We start from the raw sequence: 22705 nt of genomic DNA on the forward strand, positions 1-22705 counted from the left end.
GAGTTGCGTCTTTTTGCACTTACGGTGAATTTTTGTGTTTGATATGTGCGTATTTGCAGGGTGATGATGCGCAATCTACGGATTGGAAAAACTCAATTGATCACGTCATAGTGACTCTAAAGTAGGAGCGAACCATGGCGAACGAACAAGCAAAATTCCTAGAAGGCAATTTATTTAAGCATGTGAGCGTGATGTCTCTAACCGCTTCTATCGGGTTGATGGCAGTGTTTCTGGTCGATTTTGTCGACATGATTTTTATTTCCATGTTGGGAAAGGCAGAACTGGCTGCTGCGGTTGGATATGCTGGCGCCATTTTGTTTTTCACCAGTTCGTTTGGCATTGGCATGGCGATCGCAGCCGGATCATTGGTGGCGCGTGCGCTGGGCGAGGGCGATGGACATATGGCGCGCCGCCGGGCCGCGACTTCTTTATTGTATGGGGTGTTGTTCGGTGGTGTTTTTGCCGCTTTGGTTTGGTGGCAAGTCCCTGCCTTTGCTGCGCTGATGGGCGCCGAGGGCGAAACGCTGACACTTGCTACTAGTTATTTGAGGATTATTATTCCCAGCCTACCATTGTTGATTGTCGGTATGGTTGGAGGGGCGATATTACGCGCGCATGGTGATGCGCGGCGTTCAATGATGGCAACTGTGACCGGGGGTGTTGTCAATGCAGTGCTTGATCCTATTCTGATCTTTGGCCTTGGTCTTGATCTAACAGGTGCGGCGCTGGCCAGTGTCGCAGCACGCGTGGCAATCGCATTTATGTCTTTGTGGCCAATTTTCAAATTTCACGGTGGGTTAGATCGCCCGACACGCGAAGAGTTTAGAGTCGATTTTCCTGCGATACTCGGGATCGCCTTTCCTGCAATTTTAACCCAGCTGGCGACTCCAATTGGGCAGGCCTTTGTAACGCGGACCATGGCGCAATTTGGTGCGGATGCCGTGGCAGGCATGGCAATCGTCGGAAGATTAACACCCGTTGCTTTTGGTGTCTTGTTCGCGCTGTCTGGGGCAGTTGGACCAATCATCGGGCAGAATTTTGGTGCGGGAAACACGGAGCGAGTCAAGATTGCATTTCGAGATGCGCTGTTGTTTGCAGCCGTATTTGTCTTAGGCGTGACAGCCCTTTTGTTCGTGTTACGAGCGCCTATCGCTGCTTTGTTTAATGCGGACGGAATTGCGCTTGAATTGGTATATTTGTTCTGTGGGCCTTTGGCATTGGCGTTCTATTTCAACGGGATGCTGTTTGTTTCAAACGCAGCATTTAATAACCTGGGCCATCCGTTTTATTCCACTTGGACGAACTGGGGTCGCAATATTTTAGGCACCGTTCCGTTTGTTTTGTTAGGGGCGTCTTGGTTTGGAGCGGCCGGCGTTCTGATTGGCCAAGCGGTTGGCGGAGTGGTGTTTGGATTAGGAGCCATGTTCTTGGCACGTAGAGTTATGAATTCCAGTGCATCGGGAGTGAAGAGGGAACCATTTCAACGCCAAGGTCGTTTGTTGGCGCTGTTTCACAACCGACGTTAATATTTCGCTAACTATTAGGGAGTTGTTAACTTTTGTTCCTGAAGCTGAACGCAGGAGGATCGATTATGTTACGATTGGTGTTAGGATTGGTTTTGATCGGGGGGCTTTCAGGTTGCGATAGTTCAACGATGCGGTTCAGCGCCGAAGGTGCGGGGCAGAGCGTAACTGTCGAAGGCATGACATTCGTTGTTTACCGCGATGAATTGCAGGTGCAAGCAGTGCGCTCTGGTTTTGAATTCGGTTTATCGATCCCCGAAGTTTTTCCAAAGGCACGTATCGCGATGGAACAAGTCACAGAGTGCTCTGTTGATCCCGCATCCTTAACGGGGGATGTCGCAGTGATCCTTGGAAAATTAGACTGCGCAGCGTTGTAACCGTCGCGCAGAATTTTAGTTCAGTAATCCGGCTAACATCGCCCGTGCGGAATTAGATTTCGGTTGCCACAAGTCGCGATCCATCGCTTCCTGAAACCGTTCCGCCATTTCGCGTAGCGCTGCCGGATTATGGTTTTCGATGAAGTCCCGAGTGTCATCCTCTTCGATGAATGCTGTATAAACGAGATCAAAGTGGTGGCTTTTCACCGCGCTTGTCGTGGCGGCAAAGGCAAACATGTAATCCAGCGTCGCAGCCATTTCAAATGCGCCTTTATAGCCGTGGCGCTTCACTCCATCGATCCATTTCGGGTTCACAACACGAGATCTGACAACGCGACTGATCTCTTCGTCCAAGGTCCGAATGACAGGGCGTTCTGGGCGTGAATGATCGTTGTGATAGATCGGGCGCGTTTGCCCCTGAAGGGTTTCAACCGCTGCTGCTGCACCACCCTCGAATTGATAATAATCATCGCTGTCTAGGACATCATGTTCGCGGTTGTCTTGGTTTTGCACGATGGCTTCGGTTTCTGACAAACGTTGGGCAAAACCAGCGCGGTCTTTGGTGCCTTCAGCCCCTTGCCCATAGGCGTAACTGCCCCATTCAAGGTAGGCCTCGGCCAAATCGGCTTTGTCGTTCCACAGGCGTTCATCAATCATGGCCTGAAGCCCCGCGCCATACGCACCGGGTTTTGATCCAAAGACACGGAATTTTCCGGCGTCCCCTTCGCTTCGAGCACGGGCTGCTGCAGGGTTTAAATCATCGGATTCCTCAAGCGCCATTACAGCGCGGGCCGCGGAATCGACAAGCGAAATAAGTTGCGGAAATGCGTCGCGGAAAAACCCAGATACGCGCAAAGTTACGTCCACACGTGGGCGCCCAAGTACACTTTGAGGAAGAACTTCAAACCCGGTGACACGGCGGTTTGCACTGTCCCATTTGGGTTTTACCCCCATTAAGGCCAAAGCCTGTGCGATGTCATCGCCGCCAGTCCGCATGTTTGCCGTGCCCCAAGCCGTCAGCAACATAGCGCGCGGCCAATCCCCATGGGTCTGGAGGTGTTTTTCAATCAATAGATTTGCTGATTTCCATCCTAACGCCCAGGCGGTTGGGGTGGGAACTGCTCGGCTGTCGACAGAAAAGAAATTTCGTCCGGTTGGCAAAACATCCAATCGTCCGCGGGTCGGGGCACCGGATGGTGCCGGGGCGACGAACTGCCCTGAAAGAGCGGTGAGAAGCCCCGCCCCTTCCTCTGGTCCGCAGGCCTGTACAGTGTTGCGCACGTTGTTAAGCGCGAAGTCCAACACTTGTTGCGATAATGGCCCCGGAGCGGCAATTTCACCATCCAGCATTGCAAGGGTCAGTAGCTCTAACCGTTCAACAGTGTCGCCGTTGCTGCGCCACCCGTCAGTGGTTAAGTTTTGCAAAGTTTCAGGCTTTTCTCCAAGCCATGGGGCGGACATTTCGCAATCCAAAGGGTCAAAGTCGAACCCAAAATCTGATGCCAGTGCACGGACCATTGATGCATCCTGCCCTTTACCGTCTCCACGCGGGATACGGATCAGCGCTTGCACCAGATCACGTTCCAGCCGTCCTTCGGGAGATTGCCCAAAGATATGCAGGCCGTCGCGTATTTGAGCCTCTTTTAACTCACATAAGTAGGCGTCTAACTTAGCGAGATCTTGATCTTCGTCAGCACCGTCCATGCCTACATCTGCGCCAATGCCGGTGGCCGAAGTCAAAGACAGAATTTCACGGCGCAGGTATTCGATACGTCGGGCGTCTATACCAGCGGCTTCATAGTATTCGTCCACAAGCGCCTCCAGATCGCGCAGGGGTCCGTAAGTTTCCGCGCGGGTCAATGGTGGTGTTAGGTGATCAATGATAACCGCTTGGGCGCGGCGTTTTGCTTGGGTGCCTTCGCCGGGGTCGTTAACGATAAAGGGATAAACATGGGGCACCGGACCCAAGATCGCTTCGGGAATGCACTCCGCCGAAAGCGATAGCGCCTTTCCGGGCAACCATTCTAGGTTACCATGTTTCCCCATATGAACAATCGCGTCCGCTCCATGGGCGTGGCGCAGCCAGAAATAAAAGGCGATGTAATTATGTGGCGGAACCAGATCAGGCGAATGATAGGTTTCGGTTGGATCAATGTTGTAGCCACGTGCGGGCTGAATACCTACCACCGCATTGCCATAGGTCAGGATGGATAGCTTGAAAGCACCGCCGTCAAAAAACGGATCATCTGCAGGTTTACCCCACCGATCCTCGATCCGTTGCCGTACATTCCACGGCATTTCACTATAATACGCTTGGTAAGCCTCAAGCGATAAAGAAACACCGCCGCTCCGCTCCGCACGATCCGTGAGCCAATTGGTCGGTCCAGCCATCACCGACGCCATAAGGGCATCACTGTCGCTGGGAATGTCCGTCACGTTGTAACCGGCATCGCGCAGCAAGTTTAAGGTGTGAACTGTCGCCGCAGGCGTATCTAATCCAACCCCGTTTGCCAGTCTGCCATCTTTATTTGGGTAGTTGGCCAGCACGAGTGCAACTTTGCGGTCTTTCGGTTCTTTGTGGCGCAATGCAGCCCATTTCTGGGCGAGCTGTGCAACGAATTCAACGCGATCACCGCGCGCCTGATACGTCGCAATCGGGCACTCCGTTGCCTCATCGAAAAAAGCCTCGCCTTTAAAGCTAATCGCGCGAGATAGAATGCGCCCATCCACTTCCGGTAGGGCGACATTCATTGCGATGTCGCGGGCGGACAGCCCGTTTAGACCCTCTTCCCACGCCCGCTCTGAAGAAGCTGCCAGAACGACTTGGAACACAGGCGCCTTTTGGGCGGCTGGCATTTCAAAGGGGTTCGATGCCCCTTTGGAATGCTCTCCTTGATGCGGTGATCCAACAGCAAAACTGGTACAGTTCAAAATAACCGATGGTGGCGCACTGGTGAATAATTCCTCTAAAGAGGCGACAGAAATTGGGTCTTTCAGCGAGGCCACGAAAATGGGAAGCGGGTTTAGTCCCTTTTTTAGCAGGCTCCGCACCATGCGATTAATTGGGTGCAACCCAGCGCCTTGGACCAAGGCTCGATAAAAAATGATCGGTACAACAGGTGCTTCGGCGTGCCAATTGTTCTGTGCTGTACTTAAATCTGAAACGCCTGCACCCGGCCAATAAACACCTGCTCGCAATAACGGGCGTGCAGATTCCGGGTGTTCAGTGTCTTCAACAATGGCTTTGGCGTAGCGTAAGAAATTGGTTGAGTTTTCTGGGCCACCTTCGACCAGATAGGCCCAAAGGGCGTCATAGTCTTCTTCTGATACAGTGGAATACTGACGCAATTCGGCGTCCGGTTTATCGTCACCGGGAAGGGTTGCAAATTGAACACCAGCCTCATGGAGGCGCGCGGCGTATTGCTCAAACCCATATTTCCAATACCCAGCACCACCCAGAACACGCGCAATGACCAAGCGTGATTTTGAGGCGCAGTTGTCGATATGCAGATCAACAGACATCGGATGGTTGAGGTGGGTCAGGTTGCCTAGGCGTAGACTGGGCGGGTTGTCCATTTCGCTACGCGCTTGGGATAGACCCGCAAGTTCAGTATCTGCGGCAGAAATAAACACCACATCGGCGGGTGTTTGCCCCAGATCAAAAGGTTCGGTTCCGTCGTCGATTGCGCCGGGGGTGGCCGCCAAAAGGTGCATCAGAGGGTCTTTTCCATAAACAGATTGATGGGGTCGTCTTCGTAATCACCAAACGCAGCACATTCGGTGAAGCCATGGGCGTGATAAAGCTTGTGCGCAGCTTCCAGAAGGTAGCCCGTTTCAAGTTTCATCATCGGTAGGTTTTCGTCGCGCGCACAACTTTCGAGTTGCTCCATCAGCCGTTGGGCGAGCCCGGTACCGCGTGCATCAGGTGACACAAACATAGACTTGATTTCGCCGTAGCCATCTTTGATAGCGAGGGCAGCACATCCCAGTATCCGGTCATCCACTTTTGCGTGGAAAAACCGGATATTGGGTTCGCAAAGGGCATCAATAGACAGGTAGTGATTGGATTCTGCAGGAAACAGCTCCTCCATCAAAGCGTGGCTTTGACGTAAAAGCGCGACGGCTTCTACGTGGTGGGGGTCACCCAATACTACCTGAATACTCATGCTGACAATGCTTTCTCTATTTTTGCGCGGTCCAAACCGGATTCGCCAATTACCACCAACCGCGCTTCGCGGGTTTCATTGGCCGCGAATGGGCGATCGAAATAGGTGTCGATGCGCGGGCCAACAGCCTGCAAGGTTAGACGCATTGGTTTGCCTTCAACCGCAGCAAAACCCTTGAGGCGCAGAATGTTGTGGTCACGAATGACCTGAACGACCTGATCAGCAAAAGCCTTGGGGTCGCTGACTGCAGCTCGGGTCACAACAAAGCTTTCAAATTCATCATGGTCGTGATCGTGGTGATGATGGTGGTCGTCATCATGATGGTCATCATCATCGTGATGATCGTCGTCGTGATCATGGTGGTGGTGATGCACTTCATGGCGGTTTTCAAGATCAGCTTCGGCGCCGATGCCTTGGCCCAAAAGCACATCAACAGGCAACGCGCCCATGGTCGATTTAACAACTTGCACGCCATCGCGAGATTCTGCGCGCAGTTTGGTCACCAGCGCGTCGGTTTCTTCAGCGCCCAGCAAATCTGATTTATTGACCACGATCATATCCGCACACGCGACCTGATCGGTGAACAGCTCAGAGAGTGGCGTTTCATGGTCTAGGTTTTCGTCCATCTTGCGTTGTGCTTCGACAGCCGCAAGGTTGTGGGCGAATTGGCCGTCAGACACCGCTTTGCCATCGACAACGGTGACAACACCATCAACGGTCACTTTGGTTGAAATTTCAGGCCAGTTGAATGCGCGCACCAGCGGTTGTGGCAACGCAAGGCCAGAGGTCTCAATCACTATGTGGTCGGGCGCATTTTCGCGCTCTAGCAGCTTTTGCATCGTCGGCACAAAATCTTCGGCCACGGTGCAGCAGATGCAACCGTTTGACAGCTCCATGATATCGTCTTCGGTGCAGGTTTCATCGCCGCAACCTTTTAGGATGTCGCCATCAACACCAAGATCACCAAATTCGTTGATGATCAGTGCAATGCGTTTGCCGTTAGCATTGTCGAGCATGTGACGGATGAGTGTGGTTTTCCCTGCACCCAAAAAGCCTGTCACAACTGTTGCCGGAATTTTGCCAGCCATATCTATAGTCCTCTGTCAAAGAGGGTCGCGTGGAAGGTCGCAGCCTTCACGGAACACCCCGTCCGTTTCCTGTTCGTTGCGCGGCTGGTCTCCTGGCTCGCAGTTCGACGCGCTGTGCCACCTTCCCAGTCGAAACCAGTGGATATAGGCGTGCGCTTACTGCTTACAGTCGCGGGGGCGGCTTTGGAGTTGGGCCCCGAATTGGGTCACCTGCACCAAATTCCCTATCGGAGGCGACTCCGAAAACCGTGCATGCGCCATTTGGGCAGAAGAGGCGCGTGCGTCAAGCGGATTTACGACCTCTTAGAAGAGGCGCGCGGCGGCCATATGGTGGGAAAACGTCAATATTTGGTGGATAATAGTGAAAATCATAGCATATTCTGGGGTTCAACGTTGACTCAGCAGACCTTCGGCACTGATGCTGGTGCTTACGGAATCACTAAGAGGGTATCATTTGCGGTTTTCCAAACTCAGACTCAATGGCTTTAAAAGCTTCGTCGATCCGACCGATCTGATAATCGCAGATGGGTTGACTGGTGTCGTTGGGCCGAATGGGTGCGGGAAATCGAACCTGCTTGAGGCACTGCGTTGGGTCATGGGGGAAAACCGCCCTAAGGCAATGCGCGGCGGCGGAATGGAAGACGTGATCTTTGCGGGGACCTCGTCGCGCCCCGCACGCAATTTTGCCGAAGTTGTATTGCAAGTTGATAACCGGGAGCGGCTCGCGCCAGCCGGATTTAACGAACTTGATACGCTGGAAATCGTGCGCCGCATTACGCGAGATGCCGGGTCGGCTTATAAGGCGAATTCTAAGGATGTGCGGGCGCGTGACATACAGATGCTATTTGCAGATGCTTCCACGGGCGCGCATTCCCCTGCGTTGGTGCGCCAAGGACAGATTTCTGAACTCATTAACGCAAAGCCGCAGAACCGTCGCCGGATACTGGAAGAGGCGGCAGGCATTTCTGGGCTCTATCAACGGCGTCATGAAGCGGAATTAAAGCTTAACGGCGCAATTGCAAATCTCGCCCGAGTCGATGATGTTTTGGACCAATTGGCCAGCCAACTTGCGCAACTTGCCCGCCAAGCGCGCCAGGCGGTGCGGTATCGCGTGATCGGGGCTGAATTGCGCACGGCAGAAGGCATGTTGCTATATCGCCGTTGGAAGGAAGCCGAAGATTTAAGGCTTGCTTCGGATTTGGCGTTAACTGAATTCACCAAACGAACCGCCCAGGCCGAAGCGGATGCCCGCCAAGCCGCCACCGTGAGAGAAACGGCAGAAAATGTACTCCCTCCGCTACGCGAAGAAGAGGCCGTGGCTTCGGCTATTTTGCAACGGCTTCAAGTTCAGCGCGACACGTTGGCTGATCAAGAAACAGCTGCGCATCAGATGATCGAAACGCTACGTGGTCGTATTGCGCAATTGACGAAGGATCAGGCACGCGAGGCCGATCTGAACAAAGATGCCGAACAAACCATTGAGCGGTTGGAGTGGGAACAAGCGCAGCTGGCAAAAGGAGCCGATGGGTTTGATACACGTCAGGACGAAGCAACGGAAGAGGCAGTAAGTGCCGCGCAGATTATGCAAACCCGCGAAACAGAACTGTCGCAATTGACCGAAGATGTTGCACGTTTGGCGGCTCGTCACCAATCAGGGCAAAGATTGCTGAGTGATACAAAGACAACGTTGCAGCGCAATGAAGCAGAAGTTGCACGCGCCAATGCTGAAATGACAAAGGCAGGCGAAGCTGTACAGCGTGCAGATGTAGAATTTGCGCGCGCCGAACAGGCGCAAGCCCAGGCCACTGCTGACGCGGACCATGCCGAACATGATTTAGTTCTAGCCGATACCGCCCGAACAGAAGCCCAATCTCGCGAAGGCGACGCGAGAGCGGGACGTTCAGAAGCCGAAGGAGAACTCAATGCCTTGCGGGCTGAGGCATCTGCTTTGTCAAAACTGGTTGATCGAGATACCGCCGAAGGTGGCCAGATTTTGGATGCGTTGCAAGTTGAAGATGGTTTTGAAAAAGCACTTGGTGCAGCATTAGCCGATGATTTGCGTGCCCCAGAAGTTGAACGTGATATGGCGTCTGGTTGGGCGGAATTGCCAAAATATACTCAACCCCAGTTGCTGCCCCGCGCTGTGCCAGCGCTAACAAATCATGTGTCGGTGCCGCCGGTCTTGGTGCGGCGTATGTCGCAGGTAGGTTTGGTTGCAGTCGAAGACGGACCTGTATTGCAAGCAGAACTTATGCCGGGGCAACGTTTGGTCAGTTTGGAAGGGGATCTATGGCGTTGGGATGGATTTCGTGCCGCTGCCGAAGACGCGCCTTCCGCGGCGGCATTGCGTTTGCAACAACTAAATCGACTGGAACGTTTGAAGCGCGACCTAGAAGACGCCACCGCGCGGGCGGATGGCGCAATGCGCGCGCATGACCTTTTGAAAGCTAAGCTTGTAGAATGCAGCGAAATTGACGCGAATGCGCGCAATGCGCGGCGGGTTGCGGATGGCCGAATGGCTGATGCTTCGAGGGCGCAGTCAAAGGCCGAAGCTGACAAAAGTATCGCGGTTGGGCAATTGGAAACTTTGGGCCTTGCGAGAAGTCGCTATGGGGACGAAGCGCAAAAAGCTGCCCTCGCGATGCGTGACGCAAAGCGCGCGGTAGAAGGGCTGGACGATTTGGATGCGGCACGCGGTAACGTGGAAAGCGTCAAACTAAATGTTGAAGCTGCGCGGGTTACGATGCTGACCAAGCGTTCTGCGTTAGATGAGCTGCGCCGTGCAGGTGAAGCGCGCACCAAACGCACGCAGGAAATCATCAAAGAATTGAGCGGTTGGCGGCATCGACTGCAAACAGCAGAAAAGCGCATCGCAGAACTGGAAGATCGTAAAGCAGAGAGCGAAGCAGCGCTAGAGATTGCTTTGGTCGCTCCGGAAGAAATTACGGCGAAACGTAATGAAATTGGAGGGGCTATTGCTGCGGCTCAAACCCGTCGAACTTTAGCGTCTGACCGGCTGGCAGAGGCCGAAACTGCATTACGGGAAACCGTTAACAATGAACGCGCAACTGAGCGCGCAGCATCAGAAGCGAGAGAAGCGCGTGCAGGCGCAGACGCACGGGCCATGGCCAATAAAGACGCAGTTGAGCAAGCCGCAGCGCGCATTAACGAAGAAATGAGTGCTAGCCCAGAAACTTTGCTAGAGCGACTAGGAGTCGTACCCGATGATATGCCTAATGCGCATGCCATCGAAGCTGATGTAAATCGGCTGAAGCGGCAGCGAGATGCTTTGGGGGCGGTGAATTTGCGCGCCGAGGAAGATAGCAAAAGCGTGGAGAAGGAACATTCCACCCTATTGGCCGAAAAAACCGATTTGGAAGAGGCAATTAAGGCACTTCAATCTGGTATTTCATCGCTTAATCGTGAGGGGCGTGAACGTTTGCTAACGGCATTCGAGCAAGTGAATGAAAATTTTTCTTTGCTGTTCAAACATCTATTTGGCGGGGGCGAAGCCAAACTTGTCTTGGTCGAAAGTGACGACCCGTTAGAGGCGGGATTAGAGATTATGTGCCAGCCACCGGGTAAAAAGTTATCGACGCTTAGCCTACTGTCTGGTGGGGAACAAACCCTGACAGCGCTGGCGTTGATCTTTGGAGTGTTTTTGGCAAACCCAGCCCCAATTTGCGTATTGGATGAGGTGGACGCGCCCCTGGATGATGCCAATGTGACACGGTTCTGCGATCTATTAGATGAGATGACCCGGCAAACAGACACGCGGTTTTTAATCATCACACATCACGCAGTGACAATGGCGCGCATGGATCGGCTGTTTGGGGTGACCATGGCGGAACAAGGCGTCAGTCAATTGGTGAGCGTAGATCTAAAACGTGCGGCTGCGATGGTGGCCTAGCTCACCCTATTGTGAGGTGTTCTTTGATCTATGTGTGTCAAAGTACGCGTAAAAGGGTCTAAACATGAATAAATTATGTATCACGTTTCTTTTGTTGTGTTCCCCTTCATTCGCCCAAGATTGGTCGGTGAGAGAAGGGGATGTGCTGTTGAACAGTTATGAACTTGAAACGCTGTTGGTTGGGCATGAAATTACGTTTTACGACGGCGGATCTTCGCGTTTCACTGCGGATGGTGTCTACGGATACACCTACGGAGCTGGTGGAACTGCTTTGGGACAGTACACGGTTGAAGAGGACAGCACAGTGTGCGTGACATATGGCAATGGATTTGCCCGCTGTGATCTGTACGTCATGAATAACGACAGGCTCATCGTGATTACCGAAGAGGGGGATCGTTACCCTATACGCCCAGAAAATTCGAGTTGAATGTTGCTAAATTGTGGGGACTAGCGTCCGCGCAGGTTTTGTGATTGCCGCGCGGAGCCAAGGTTCTGATTTACAGCCGATTGAGGAGTTCAAGGGTCGGCCAAGCGTCAGCGGGCAAACCCAGACGTGTTTGTTCGGCCTGAACTGCAGCACGTGTGCGTGCCCCGAGAATGCCATCAATACCGCCAACATCATGTCCGCGGTTTGATAGTTTTTGTTGCAATTGTTCCATTTGAGATCCGGACAGGCCGGGGGTAGGATTGCCTGCATCAAAAATCTGGGCACCCTCAAGGCGCGTGGCAAAATATGCGGCGGTTGTCACATAGACAAAGCTTTTGTTCCATTCAAAATAAACGTGAAAGTTTGGGTAGGCCAAAAAGGCAGGTCCATTACGCCCCATAGGCAGTAAAACGGAGGCTTGCAAATTTCCATTGCCAAGGCTGCCGCTGCGCGCCTGTACACCTGCGCGTTCCCACTGGTTGACGCTCATGCTGTTGTCTAGCCCGGTTTGCGCCCAATCTAGATTTTGTGGAACATCGATTTCCTGAAGCCATGGTTCCCCACGGCGCCAACCTAAATCTGCAAGCATACGCGCGCCCGACAGCAGGGCGTCAGGTGCTGACGTTTTCAGGTTTACTTCGCCGTCGCCATCTCCATCAATACCGTTTTCGAGAATATCGCGGGGCAGCATCTGCACCATGCCGATTTCACCGGCCCATGCGCCCTGTGTGCGTACAGGGTCAAAATCGCCGCGTTCATAGAGTTCGAGCGCTGCAAAAATTTGTGGCTGAAACAACTCAGGACGGCGACAATCGTGCCCTAAAGTTAGCAGAGAGTTTAACGTATTAAAGTCCCCTTGAACCGCGCCAAAGTCGGTTTCCAGCGCCCAAAATGCAAGCAAAACGCCGCGTGAAACACCGTATTCACTTTCGATCCGATTAAAAATAGATGCGTAGCGGTCAGCGTTGCGGCGGCCATTGGTCAAGCGGTCTTGGCGAATGACTGCGCGCGAAAAATCAATGAAATCGCGGCGAAAAACGCCTTGGGATCTGTCTGCGCGTAACGTGCGGCTGTCTTGGCTAGCATTGGCCAAAAAACGATCAACAGCGTTGCGCGAATGACCTTGGGACACAGCCTCAGATCGAATGTTGTTAATGAAGGTGTTAAAATTTCCACCACAAGGCACAATGGCTTGAGCATGGGCGGCTGTGGATAGAAAAAGGGCAGATAAGAAAACGGATAAACGCATGAGGCCTCTCTTATAATTTGGGCAAATCTTATGTGTGGTATCGTGACTTGGCAACTCTGGACGGCCAGAACACGCCTAAAACGCGGTGAGAATGAGTGCGAAAATCAACAATGCCGTCCAGACGCGCCAAAGAACACTCAGGCTTGCGTCGATGTCATCGGCATTGGCATTTGGGGTTCCTTCGGGATGCACAAAGGGAAAATCACGCATTTCGCCATCATAGCTGCGCGGACCAGATAACGAGATCCCTAGAACAACGGCAATTGCAGCCTCGGGCCAACCCGCATTGGGGGATCGGTGGAGTTTTGCGTCACGTGTGATAACGGCAAAAGCATCTGTTCGTAAGCTGGTTAAGGCAATGAGAATTGCAGTGAGGCGCGCAGGAGCCCAATTTAAAACGTCATCAAACCGGGCAGAGGCCCAGCCAAAATCTCCATAGCGTTCATTCTTATATCCGATCATAGAATCGGCGGTGTTGACGATTTTATAAACCAACAATCCTGGCAGGCCCGCGATCAGAAACCAAAATATTGGGGCGACAACGCCGTCAGACATATTCTCTGCGGCGGATTCTATTGCACTCCGTGCGACGGCTGGCCCATCCATGTTCGATGTATCACGCCCTACGATCATTGAAACGGCATATCGCGCGTCTTCGATGGATCCACGCAGGGCGGTTGAAACGGCTTGAACATGTTGGGTTAGGCTTTTTTGTGCGATTAGGATTGCGGTGATCAGCACACTTAAAACAGATCCAAATGGCAGGCTTTCAATCAGTATTCCAAGGAATGCTGCACATAACACAAGGCTAGCACAGACCAATATTCCTTTGAATTTCCGGTGCAGGCCAGAGTTGAACTTCGTATCCGCCCCTCCAATGATGCGTCCCATGAGAACAGCAGGGTGCGGTATCCGATCCCAAAGCCATTTGGGTTCACCCAGTGCAGCGTCCAGCAACATAGCGATGGGAAGGATGAACGCCGTCATGATAGTGCGTTTTCTAGATGGCCCCAACGATCTGCTGCGGGTAAGCCGAGGCGTAGATATGTGTCGGAATACGGAAAAATCCGACTCCAGACGTGGTGTTGAGCAAGTTTACGTTGCCAGGCAGTCGCATTGTCAACTTCATACAGTCGGAAAAGGGTGGTGCCGCCAACCAGTTGCGCACCATTTGTCGTCATGAGTGTATCAAGGCGATCGCTGCCTTGCTGGAGATGTGCGCGGGTTTGTGCGTTCCATGCATGGTCTGAAAATGCCTTTGCTCCGATAGCCAGTGCAGGACCAGACACAGACCAAGGCCCCAATGTATCGCGCAATGGGTTGATGTGATCTGGGTGACCAACGACAAACCCAAGGCGCAAACCCGCCAAGCCCCAGAACTTCCCAAAACTTTTCAGAACCAAAGTGTCTGGACGGTCACTGTATTGGATAAGCGTGCGATTTGGGTCAACGTCACCAAAGCTTTCGTCGACGATATTTAGGGCGGCCGTTAGGTCGTCTTTGCCCCAATAGCGTCCATCTGGGTTGTTAGGGTTCACCATGACTTTGGTATCGGCCTCACCAGATGCGATCACTTCGATTCCGCAGGCTTCAAATGCAGCAGCGTGTTCATTGTATGTGGGTTGAGGGATGAGAACACGGCTCGATTTGGCGCGTGACGGAATACGGGCAATCGGGGCAGAGGCCCCGTGGGTTGGCAATATGGCAGCGCCAGCTGGGACGTTCCATAGAGCCCGAGCTGCATCAATCAGGCGATCTAACGCGGCTTGGTCAGGCAGAGCGGTCCATGCATCATGTGGCAAATCGGGCAGTGGATAAGCATCTGGATTTATCCCTGTAGATAGGTCCAGCCAGGTCTTGCGTGTCCCACCAAATTCAGCAATTGCCGCGTCCAAGCCGCCACCGTGATCTCGTTTCATATCAGTCGTCCGCAGGGATTGGCGGATGCCGCGTTACGAAATGACCTTTGATAGCTTGCGGCCATTGGCGAAAGGGGACCTGACCGGTTGCACTTTCAGCATGCATTTTTGCATATTCTACGATCCCCTCGGCAGAGGCTGCGTCGGCGGTAAATTGACCTAGAGTGTAGTTTAGTTTTCCCGCTCCTTGGATTGCAACGTTACAGCTGCGCGTACACCCCATGAGGCAAGACACGCGTCGTGTTTTCACGTCGCCTTCTGCTTTGGCCTCAATAAGTTCTGCCAATACTTCGCCATCTGTTGGAAGGCCTTTTTCCGCATCCCAATCATCTTGTTTGCAGGTGTCACATATGGTGATCCAAGTGGTCATCTTTGTTCTCCGTTCGCTGGGCCCTATGAAGCGGATTCCATTGAACTGTGCAAGGGGTGGGTTGTGTGTTTTGATTTCAGGTGAAACAGTACATCTCAGAGGTACACCTATGAATCCTGACTTAAACCTATCATTAATTCTCTTGGCTGGTCTGATAGCGTCGGCCAGCCCCGGACCTGCGACAATGGCGATTGCGGGAACGTCGATGGGGGCCGGGCGTGGCTATGGGCTCGCGGTTGCTGCCGGGGTAACGTCAGGGTCATTTATCTGGTCTATTGCCGCTGCATTTGGGTTGGCAGCGGTAATGGTGACGAATGCCTGGGCCTTTGAGGTGATCCGATATTTTGGTGCCGCATACCTTCTGTTCTTGGCTTATAAATCGGCCAAATCTGCGATCAGAGGCGGTGGTGTTGCGGCCAATGCGTTCGAGACGAAATCCCATAGAAAGGCCTATTTAAAAGGATTGGCACTGCATCTCACTAATCCGAAAGCAGTATTGTTCTTCGGTTCGCTTTACGCGATTGGGTTACCTGCTGGCGCTGGTCCGCAGACTTTGTTGCTGGTCATTTTTGCGGTTGGATTGCAAAGCGCTGTAGTTTTCCATGGTTATGCGTTGTTGTTCTCTTCACCTCCGATGATGCGCGGATATGTCCGTCTGAAGCGTTGGTTCGAAGCAGCGTTCGCAGCGGCATTTGGAGTGGCAGGTTTAAAAATTCTTACCACCCGCATTGAATGATCACAGCTTAGTTTTCCCGATTGTGCGGCGCCCAGTAGTCCAGCTCAGGATTGATGGGAATGATCCTATGTGGATTTATGCTGTCGTGACTGAAGTGATAGTGGCGCACGATATGATCCATATTCACGGTATCTGCGACACCTGACCATTGGTAAAGTTCGCGCGTATAGGCCCAGAGGTGTGGGTAATCGATGATACGCTTTTTGTTGCACTTAAAGTGTAGGTGATAAACAGGATCAAACCGGATGAGTGTCGTGAACAGACGCCAATCTGCTTCTGTTATTGTATCTCCCAATAAGTACCGGTTTTGCGATAGGTGCTGTTCCAACCAATCAAGTGTGTCGAAAAGCGGGTGAATCGCGGCGTCATAGGCAGCTTGGGTGGTGGCAAACCCGGATTTGTAAACACCGTTGTTGAGGGTTGAATATATGCGTGCGTTTATCTCTTCGATGTTGTCGCGCATGTGCCGAGGCCAGTAATCATCCCTATTGCCCGTTATTGTATTAAACGCGCTGTTAAACATGCGAATGATTTCAGAGCTTTCGTTCGAGACGATTGTTTCGCGTTGCTTGTCCCATAAGATTGGCACTGTGACACGCCCGGACACGGTTGGGTCGGCTTTTGTGTAGATGTCACGCGCAAAAGGGAGGTTATAAAGCGTATCTCCTGTTGCGTCGGGGTAATTTGCGGCAAAGGACCAACCGTCGCCCAACATGTCGGGATGCACGACTGAAATGCTGATGTGTTCACTTAAACTCTTGAGAGTGCGAAAGATAAGTGTGCGATGGGCCCATGGGCAGGCGTGAGAAACATAGAGGTGGTAGCGGCCACTTTCGGCTTTGAAATCTCCGAGGCCCGTGGGCCCGGCTGTGCCGTCGGAGGTAATCCAATTGCGAAAACCAGCGGTGGTTCGTTTGAACGCGCCGCCTGTTGATTTGGTGTCGTACCAAACGTCATGCCATTTGCCATCTACAAGCTGACCCATCGAATTCCCCTGCATCATCGGTTCGGTCGAACCTACGAGATCATGAGATATAGAAAAGTACCACTGACGCGCAGCGACGGTGCGCTTGCGCACAAGAGATGATCCCAGTCGTTTATCAAACGTGTCGCTATCCTATCGTAGCGCGCCGCGAATCCCGTTGCGCTGGTGTGTTTCGCCGCCTATACCGCCATAAATGACGGAGCCTTTGGGCCGGAGTGGTGGTTGTTTCGCGGTCGACCCAAGCAGGGGGCCAGCGACAGCGTCGTCAACCTGAGCAAACTTGTTTGTTCTTCGCTTCTGGTATGCAGGTTCTGTGTGATGAATTGGCCCGCAGGTTTCATCCTGCCAGCAGGAGGCATAAGCCCATGACAAAAATCGGTGTGATGATCTGTGGACACGGTTCACGTAGTCAAGATGCAGTTGACGAATTTGCTGTATTGGCTGAAAAACTACCGCCGCTTTTGCCGTCTGATTGGGAAACCGATTATGGGTATTTGGAATTTGCTAATCCTGTAATCCGAGATGGCTTAGATCGCTTGCGTAATGCGGGCTGTGACAAAATCCTTGCGGTGCCGGGAATGCTGTTTGCGGCGATGCATGCCAAAAACGATATTCCGACGGTTCTAAATACCTATGCGGCCAAGCATGGAATTGATGTGTCCTACGGTCGCGAATTGGGCGTTGATCCTAAAATGATCGCTGCTGCTGGTGCTCGTGTTCAAGAGGCTATCGATGCTGCTAATGCTGAGCATGGCGAAGTTGCGTTAGAAGATACGTGCCTTGTTGTGATTGGGCGCGGTGCGTCTGACCCGGATGCGAATGGCAACGTTTCAAAAATTGCACGCATGCTGCAAGAAGGTATGGGCTTTGGTTGGTGCGAAGTTGGCTACTCCGGTGTCACATTCCCTCTGGTTGAACCTTGCCTACAGCACACCGTGAAGCTTGGATATAAGCGCGTTGTCGTCTTCCCATATTTCCTATTTGCGGGCATTTTGATTGACCGTATTTACGGCTTTACGGATCAGGTCGCTGCGCAGTACCCGGACATTGAATTTGTCAAAGCCGGGTATCTAAACGATCATCCGTTGGTGTTGGAAACCTTTGCTGAACGCGTACAGGAACAAATCGGTGAAATCGTCCCACCAACCTGTGGGACCTGCAAATACCGCACACAAGTTTTGGGGTTCGAGGCCGAAGTTGGTGCGGTGCAAGAAAGCCACCACCACCACGTAGAAGGTCAAGGCGCGAATGCACCGGGCTCCAACGTGGGGGATTGCAAATTGTGTGACACATTCTGCACCGGCGAATGTCGCTTGGATATGGATCACCATCATCACGATCATGACCATTCGCACGACCACGGGCATAGCCATGACCACCACCACCATCATGACCACGATCACCACCACGCCGAATACCCGCATGCGAAACATCCGCATGGCCCGGAAAGCGCACGTAAGAAAGGCTAACGTGATCTCAATGAGAAAGCCCCCGAACGGGGCTTTCGCTGTATCTTTGGGACATGCTGAGAGGGACCGTCATGCGATATGAAAAAAAACCACTGGCGATTTACCGCGAGAGCTTTGCGACCGTGCGGCGCGAAGCAAACTTGGATCGGTTTGACGAAGGGATGCAGAGCCTTGCTATCCGTTTGATCCATGCTTGTGGGATGGTCGAAGTTGCGGATCGGCTGGCGTTCTCAGCAAATGCATATGCCGCAGGTCATGAAGCGTTAAAGGCCGGCGCGCCTGTGCTGTGTGATTGCGAAATGGTTGGTGCGGGAATTATTCGGCGCTATTTGCCTGCGGATAATCAGGTGATTGTGACGCTGAACGATTCAACGGTGCCTGATCGCGCCAAAGATATTGGAAATACGCGTTCTGCCGCGGCGGTGGAGCTGTGGGAACCGCATCTTGAGGGGGCAGTAGTTGCGGTAGGAAATGCACCAACTGCACTGTTTCATTTGCTTGAGATGATTGATGCAGGGGCACCCAAGCCTGCTGTGATTTTGGGGTTCCCGGTCGGTTTTGTCGGCGCTGCGGAAAGCAAAGCGGAACTTGCAGAACGCCCAAGAGGCTGTGAATTTGTCGCGCTGCGTGGCCGCCGTGGTGGCTCAGCGATCGCATCTGCTGCGGTGAACGCGCTTTCGGCTGGATTGCCGGAGATTGCCAAGCAATGACGCCATGGCTGCATATCGTTGGTCTAGGCGAAGATGGCTTAGATGGTCTGACCTCAGCGACTCGTGCAGTTGTTGAAGCTGCAGAAGTTGTGGTTGGTGGAAAGCGCCATCATGCCTTGGCTGGGACCGCTGAGGCAGAAAGAATTGCGTGGCCGTCGCCGTTTAACGCGTTGATTGAAACTTTGAAAACCCATCGTGGAAAGCGTGTGGTTGTTTTGGCGACGGGAGATCCATTGTGGTTTTCTGTTGGCGCGCGCATTGGCCGGGAAATGAACCCGGCTGAGATCGTATATCATCCGCAGGTCGGGGCATTTCAACTCGCGGCGGCGCGGATGGGGTGGTCTATGGCGGATCTTGAAACGTTGACGGTGCATGGCCGTCCCGTTGAACAAATGATTGCCTATATTCAGCCTGATCAACGGTTGCTTATTTTGACCACTGGAAGTGAAACGCCAGGGCAAATTGCGAGTTTTTTGACAGAACGTGGGTTTGGCGCATCGAAGTTGACAGTTTTGGCCGCTATGGGCGGGAAAAACGAAGCGCGCTTTGATGGGGTTGCTGAGGGTTGGAGCCACGATGTTCCTGAGTTTAATACCCTCGCCGTTGAATGCATCGCTGCGCCGGAGGCTACTTTGCTGCCACGTGTTCCGGGTTTGCCTGATGATATGTTCCTGAGCGATGGAACGATGACCAAACAAGAAGTCCGAGCAGTGAGCTTGGCGAAGCTGATGCCCATGCGTGGTGCGCTCTTGTGGGACATTGGATGTGGGTGCGGATCGATTGCGGTCGAATGGATGCGCTCAGCACCAGAAGCCCGCGCCATCGGGATAGAAGCCCGCGCGGATCGCAGAGACCTAGCTGCCCAAAACGCGCTGGCATTGGGTGCACCGAAATTGGAATTGCGCGATGGCAAAGTCCCCGAGGCATTAGACGGCTTGCCGACACCTGATGCAGTGTTTATCGGCGGCGGTCTAAGCAAAGAAACTTTTGCAACGGCATGGGATGCACTACGCCCGCTTGGTCGGTTGGTTGCGAATGCAGTGACCTTGGAAAGTGAAGCGGTGCTGATGGCACTGCATAAAGAATACGGCGGTCAATTGGTCAAACTCGCGGTGAACCGCGCGGAACCGATTGGGCCGTTAACAGGCTGGCGTCCGTTGATGCCCGTCACACAGCTGAGTTTGGTAAAAAGATGAACGGAAAACTCTATGGCGTTGGGCTTGGGCCGGGCGACCCTGAATTGATGACCCTAAAAGCAGCGCGGCTGATTGGTGCAGCTGATGTGGTGGCCTATCCGGCGCTTGCGGGGGGCGATAGTTTTGCGCGTTCAATCGCAGCAGACCTGATTGCACCTGACGCGCGTGAAATTGTTATGGATGTTCCCATGACAGTTGAACGTGGTCCGGCGCAAGCTGCCTATGACACGGGCGCAGCAGAAATTGCAGAGGCGCTTCGCGGTGGCCAAGATGTGGTTTGCCTATGCGAGGGCGATCCATTTTTCTATGGCTCGTTCATGTATCTATTTGCGCGTCTGTCTGAGGAATTCGAAACTGAAGTTGTGCCGGGTGTGACATCGGTAACGGCCTGTGCTGCAGTTTCGGCGATGCCACTTGTGGCGCGCAACGAGGTGTTGACAGTTATTCCCGGCCCGTTGGATGGGGAAGATATGGAACACCGGATCAATTCGGCAGATTCCATCGTGATCATGAAGGTGGGGCGCCACCTTGGTAAAATTCGTGCGATCCTTGAACGGCTAGGGCTGTTGGATCGTGCTGTCTATGTCGAACGTGCAACGCTGGAAAACGAACGGCGGCTTCCGCTGGATCGTGCACCTGCGCCAGCACCATATTTTTCAATGATACTTGTGACAAAGGGGGCCGATCCATGGCTTTGAAACCTGTCGTACTCTGCCTGTCCCGTTCAGGCGAAGCTGTTGCGCATCGCGTGGCAAAAACCTTGGGCGCTGTGGTGCATGGCCGCGAAGGGCGTGTAGACGTCGCTGATGCGTTCTTTCCTGATGCGTTAGAGCATGCACGTACTTTGTTTGCGGCTGGCACGCCTATTGTGGGTGTTTGTGCCTCTGGCATTTTGATCCGGGCTGTTGCGCCATTGTTGGCCGACAAACGTTCTGAGCCCCCAGTGGTGGCTGTATCTGATGATGGCTCTGTTGTTGTTCCTTTGTTGGGTGGGCACCGCGGTGCGAACCGTTTGGCTGCAGATATTGCCGAAGCGATTGAGGCCAAAGCGGCTGTGACAACTGCGGGTGATGTTGCGATGGGTGTTGCTTTAGATGCCCCGCCTGCTGGCTACCGTTTGGCCAATCCGGATGACGCAAAGTCTGTGATGGCTGAGCTGCTGAGCGGCGCTAAGCCGTGTATTTCTGGCGAAACGATCTTTGATCTTCAGTCCGATGCAGCGGGCGCAGTGTCTTTGACTGTCAGCGAAGCCCCGGTGGAAGGGAGCGATACAACGCTTGTCTATCACCCTCAACGGTTCGCCTTGGGTGTTGGGTGTGCGCGCAATGCTGATCCAGAAGAGCTCTGGTCGCTTGTTGAGGCGTCATTGACAGAAGCTGGGATTGCCAAAGGTGCGATTGCATCTGTGAATTCCATCGATCTGAAAGGTGACGAGCCTGCAATGAACGAAGTTGCGCGCCGTTTGGGTGTACCATTGCGTTTGTTTACTGCGGCTGAGCTGGAAGCCGAAGCCGCACGTTTGGCCAACCCATCTGACGTGGTTTTTGCCGAAGTTGGATGCCACGGCGTGAGCGAAGGGTCGGCCTTAGCTGCTGCGGGCGGGTCATCTGAATTGGTGATTACAAAACAGAAAACGGCAAATGCGACATGTGCGCTCGCACGAGCTGCTGATCCGATTGTGGAATATGCGGGCCGCAGCCGTGGGCGTTTGTCCATCATCGGGATTGGACCGGGTCAACACAGTTGGCGTACGCCTGAGGCTTCACGCCTTGTGTCCGAAGCTGAAGAACTGGTTGGATACGGTCTATACATCGACCTGTTGGGCCCGATTGCATACGGCAAAACACGTTCTGATTTCCCATTGGGTGGCGAAGAAGATCGTTGTCGCTTTGCGCTTGAGCAAGCTGCCAAAGGCAAAAACGTTGCTCTGATTTGTTCTGGTGATGCTGGGATTTACGCGATGGGCGCGCTGGTGTTTGAACTTTTGGATCGCTCTCCAGAAGACTGTGGCGTATCTGATGCGGCACACCGTGTTGATGTTGTTTCAACACCGGGTGTTTCTGCGTTGCAAGGTGCTGCTGCGCGTGCAGGCGCGCCATTGGGGCATGACTTCTGCGCTATTTCATTGTCCGATCTGCTAACCCCACGCGAAGACATCGTGAAGCGGTTGCATGCAGCGGCTGAAGGGGATTTCGTGATCGCCTTTTATAACCCCGTTTCAATGCGTCGTCGGACATTGTTGGCAGAAGCGCGCGATATTCTGTTAAAGCATCGCCCCGCTGATACGCCTGTGATGCTTGCGAGTTCGTTGGGTCGCCCGGAAGAGCATGTTCGGTATCGCAAGCTTTCTGAATTGGAAGTGGATGAAGTGGATATGTTGACCGTTGTTCTTATCGGTTCCAGCCACTCAAAGCTCGCGCAGCTTGGCGAAGGGCCACGGATGTACACGCCACGTGGTTACGCGCGTCGTATTGATGGTGATCTGGCAGAAACGGCCTAAGCAAATGGAATGGGCTGCGCCCATGCTGTTTATGGGAGCATGGGGCGCGGTGAGCCTGCAACGCGCAGGTATAGGAGAGA

At 53.2% G+C, this 22705-nt stretch carries 18 protein-coding genes and 1 riboswitch; of the genes, 10 read left to right on the top strand and 8 right to left on the bottom strand.

The window, feature by feature from the left end:
* Positions 1-134: 134 nt before the first annotated feature.
* Positions 135-1526 (top strand): MATE family efflux transporter, encoded by a 1392-nt coding sequence (locus G9C99_RS14195; RefSeq protein WP_166418170.1) that lies wholly within the window; start codon positions 135-137, stop codon positions 1524-1526.
* Between the two features lie 65 nt (positions 1527-1591).
* Positions 1592-1900: a hypothetical protein gene (locus G9C99_RS14200; RefSeq protein WP_166418171.1), complete on the top strand. Its 309-nt coding sequence runs from the start codon at positions 1592-1594 to the stop codon at positions 1898-1900.
* A 15-nt stretch (positions 1901-1915) separates the two neighbouring features.
* On the opposite strand, the gene cobN is transcribed toward G9C99_RS14200, so the two are convergent.
* From cobN to cobW, 3 genes are read right to left on the bottom strand one after another with little or no spacing between them, the layout of a single operon-like run.
* Positions 1916-5614: a cobaltochelatase subunit CobN gene (gene cobN / locus G9C99_RS14205; protein ID WP_166418172.1), complete on the bottom strand. Its 3699-nt coding sequence runs from the start codon at positions 5612-5614 to the stop codon at positions 1916-1918.
* On the bottom strand, positions 5614-6066 hold the full coding sequence (locus G9C99_RS14210; protein WP_166418173.1) for a GNAT family N-acetyltransferase: 453 nt from the start codon (positions 6064-6066) through the stop codon (positions 5614-5616). The genes cobN and G9C99_RS14210 overlap by 1 nt, the downstream gene beginning before the upstream one ends.
* The gene (gene cobW, locus G9C99_RS14215) at positions 6063-7154 is read right to left on the bottom strand and encodes a cobalamin biosynthesis protein CobW (RefSeq protein ID WP_166418174.1); all 1092 of its coding nucleotides are present in this window, start codon (positions 7152-7154) and stop codon (positions 6063-6065) included. Before cobW ends, G9C99_RS14210 begins: the two co-directional genes overlap by 4 nt.
* 65 nt (positions 7155-7219) lie before the next feature.
* Positions 7220-7420, bottom strand: a riboswitch (cobalamin riboswitch).
* 188 nt (positions 7421-7608) lie between these two features.
* Here cobW and smc point away from each other — a divergent pair.
* Together smc and G9C99_RS14225 are read left to right on the top strand one after the other, a co-directional pair.
* Positions 7609-11064: a chromosome segregation protein SMC gene (gene smc / locus G9C99_RS14220; RefSeq protein WP_166418175.1), complete on the top strand. Its 3456-nt coding sequence runs from the start codon at positions 7609-7611 to the stop codon at positions 11062-11064.
* Between the two features lie 64 nt (positions 11065-11128).
* Complete coding sequence (locus G9C99_RS14225; protein ID WP_166418176.1) at positions 11129-11491, top strand: hypothetical protein; 363 nt, start codon at positions 11129-11131, stop codon at positions 11489-11491.
* A gap of 70 nt (positions 11492-11561) precedes the next feature.
* On the opposite strand, the gene G9C99_RS14230 is transcribed toward G9C99_RS14225, so the two are convergent.
* From G9C99_RS14230 to G9C99_RS14245, 4 genes are all read right to left on the bottom strand, one after another.
* On the bottom strand, positions 11562-12740 hold the full coding sequence (locus G9C99_RS14230; RefSeq protein WP_166418177.1) for a lytic murein transglycosylase: 1179 nt from the start codon (positions 12738-12740) through the stop codon (positions 11562-11564).
* Between the two features lie 75 nt (positions 12741-12815).
* A complete protein-coding gene (gene cbiB, locus G9C99_RS14235; RefSeq protein ID WP_166418178.1) occupies positions 12816-13727 on the bottom strand; it encodes an adenosylcobinamide-phosphate synthase CbiB in 912 nt (303 codons plus the stop codon).
* Positions 13724-14659, bottom strand: coding sequence for a threonine-phosphate decarboxylase (locus G9C99_RS14240; protein ID WP_166418179.1), 936 nt, complete (start codon positions 14657-14659; stop codon positions 13724-13726). Before G9C99_RS14240 ends, cbiB begins: the two co-directional genes overlap by 4 nt.
* 1 nt (position 14660) lies before the next feature.
* Positions 14661-15029, bottom strand: coding sequence for a DUF1636 family protein (locus G9C99_RS14245; protein WP_166418180.1), 369 nt, complete (start codon positions 15027-15029; stop codon positions 14661-14663).
* Positions 15030-15138: 109 nt separating this feature from the next.
* Between G9C99_RS14245 and G9C99_RS14250 the strand changes: the two genes are divergently transcribed.
* Entirely contained in the window at positions 15139-15765 is a 627-nt protein-coding gene (locus tag G9C99_RS14250; RefSeq protein WP_166418181.1) for a LysE family translocator, read from the top strand.
* 7 nt (positions 15766-15772) lie between these two features.
* Here G9C99_RS14250 and G9C99_RS14255 read toward each other — a convergent pair whose 3' ends face one another.
* Complete coding sequence (locus G9C99_RS14255; protein WP_166418249.1) at positions 15773-16750, bottom strand: glutathione S-transferase family protein; 978 nt, start codon at positions 16748-16750, stop codon at positions 15773-15775.
* 365 nt (positions 16751-17115) lie between these two features.
* Here G9C99_RS14255 and G9C99_RS14260 point away from each other — a divergent pair, with 365 nt between their 5' ends.
* From G9C99_RS14260 to cobJ, 5 genes are all read left to right on the top strand, one after another.
* A complete protein-coding gene (locus tag G9C99_RS14260) occupies positions 17116-18219 on the top strand; it encodes a sirohydrochlorin chelatase (protein WP_166418182.1) in 1104 nt (367 codons plus the stop codon).
* A gap of 71 nt (positions 18220-18290) precedes the next feature.
* Positions 18291-18929 (top strand): precorrin-8X methylmutase, encoded by a 639-nt coding sequence (locus tag G9C99_RS14265; RefSeq protein WP_205859864.1) that lies wholly within the window; start codon positions 18291-18293, stop codon positions 18927-18929.
* Positions 18926-20125: a precorrin-6y C5,15-methyltransferase (decarboxylating) subunit CbiE gene (gene cbiE, locus G9C99_RS14270; protein ID WP_166418184.1), complete on the top strand. Its 1200-nt coding sequence runs from the start codon at positions 18926-18928 to the stop codon at positions 20123-20125. Before G9C99_RS14265 ends, cbiE begins: the two co-directional genes overlap by 4 nt.
* Entirely contained in the window at positions 20122-20823 is a 702-nt protein-coding gene (gene cobI, locus G9C99_RS14275) for a precorrin-2 C(20)-methyltransferase (RefSeq protein WP_166418185.1), read from the top strand. The genes cbiE and cobI overlap by 4 nt, the downstream gene beginning before the upstream one ends.
* The gene (cobJ, locus tag G9C99_RS14280; RefSeq protein ID WP_166418186.1) at positions 20814-22625 is read left to right on the top strand and encodes a precorrin-3B C(17)-methyltransferase; all 1812 of its coding nucleotides are present in this window, start codon (positions 20814-20816) and stop codon (positions 22623-22625) included. The genes cobI and cobJ overlap by 10 nt, the downstream gene beginning before the upstream one ends.
* Positions 22626-22705 lie beyond the last annotated feature (80 nt).

It is taken from the genome of Cochlodiniinecator piscidefendens (genome assembly GCF_011326755.1).
Taxonomy (GTDB): domain Bacteria; phylum Pseudomonadota; class Alphaproteobacteria; order Rhodobacterales; family Rhodobacteraceae; genus Cochlodiniinecator; species Cochlodiniinecator piscidefendens.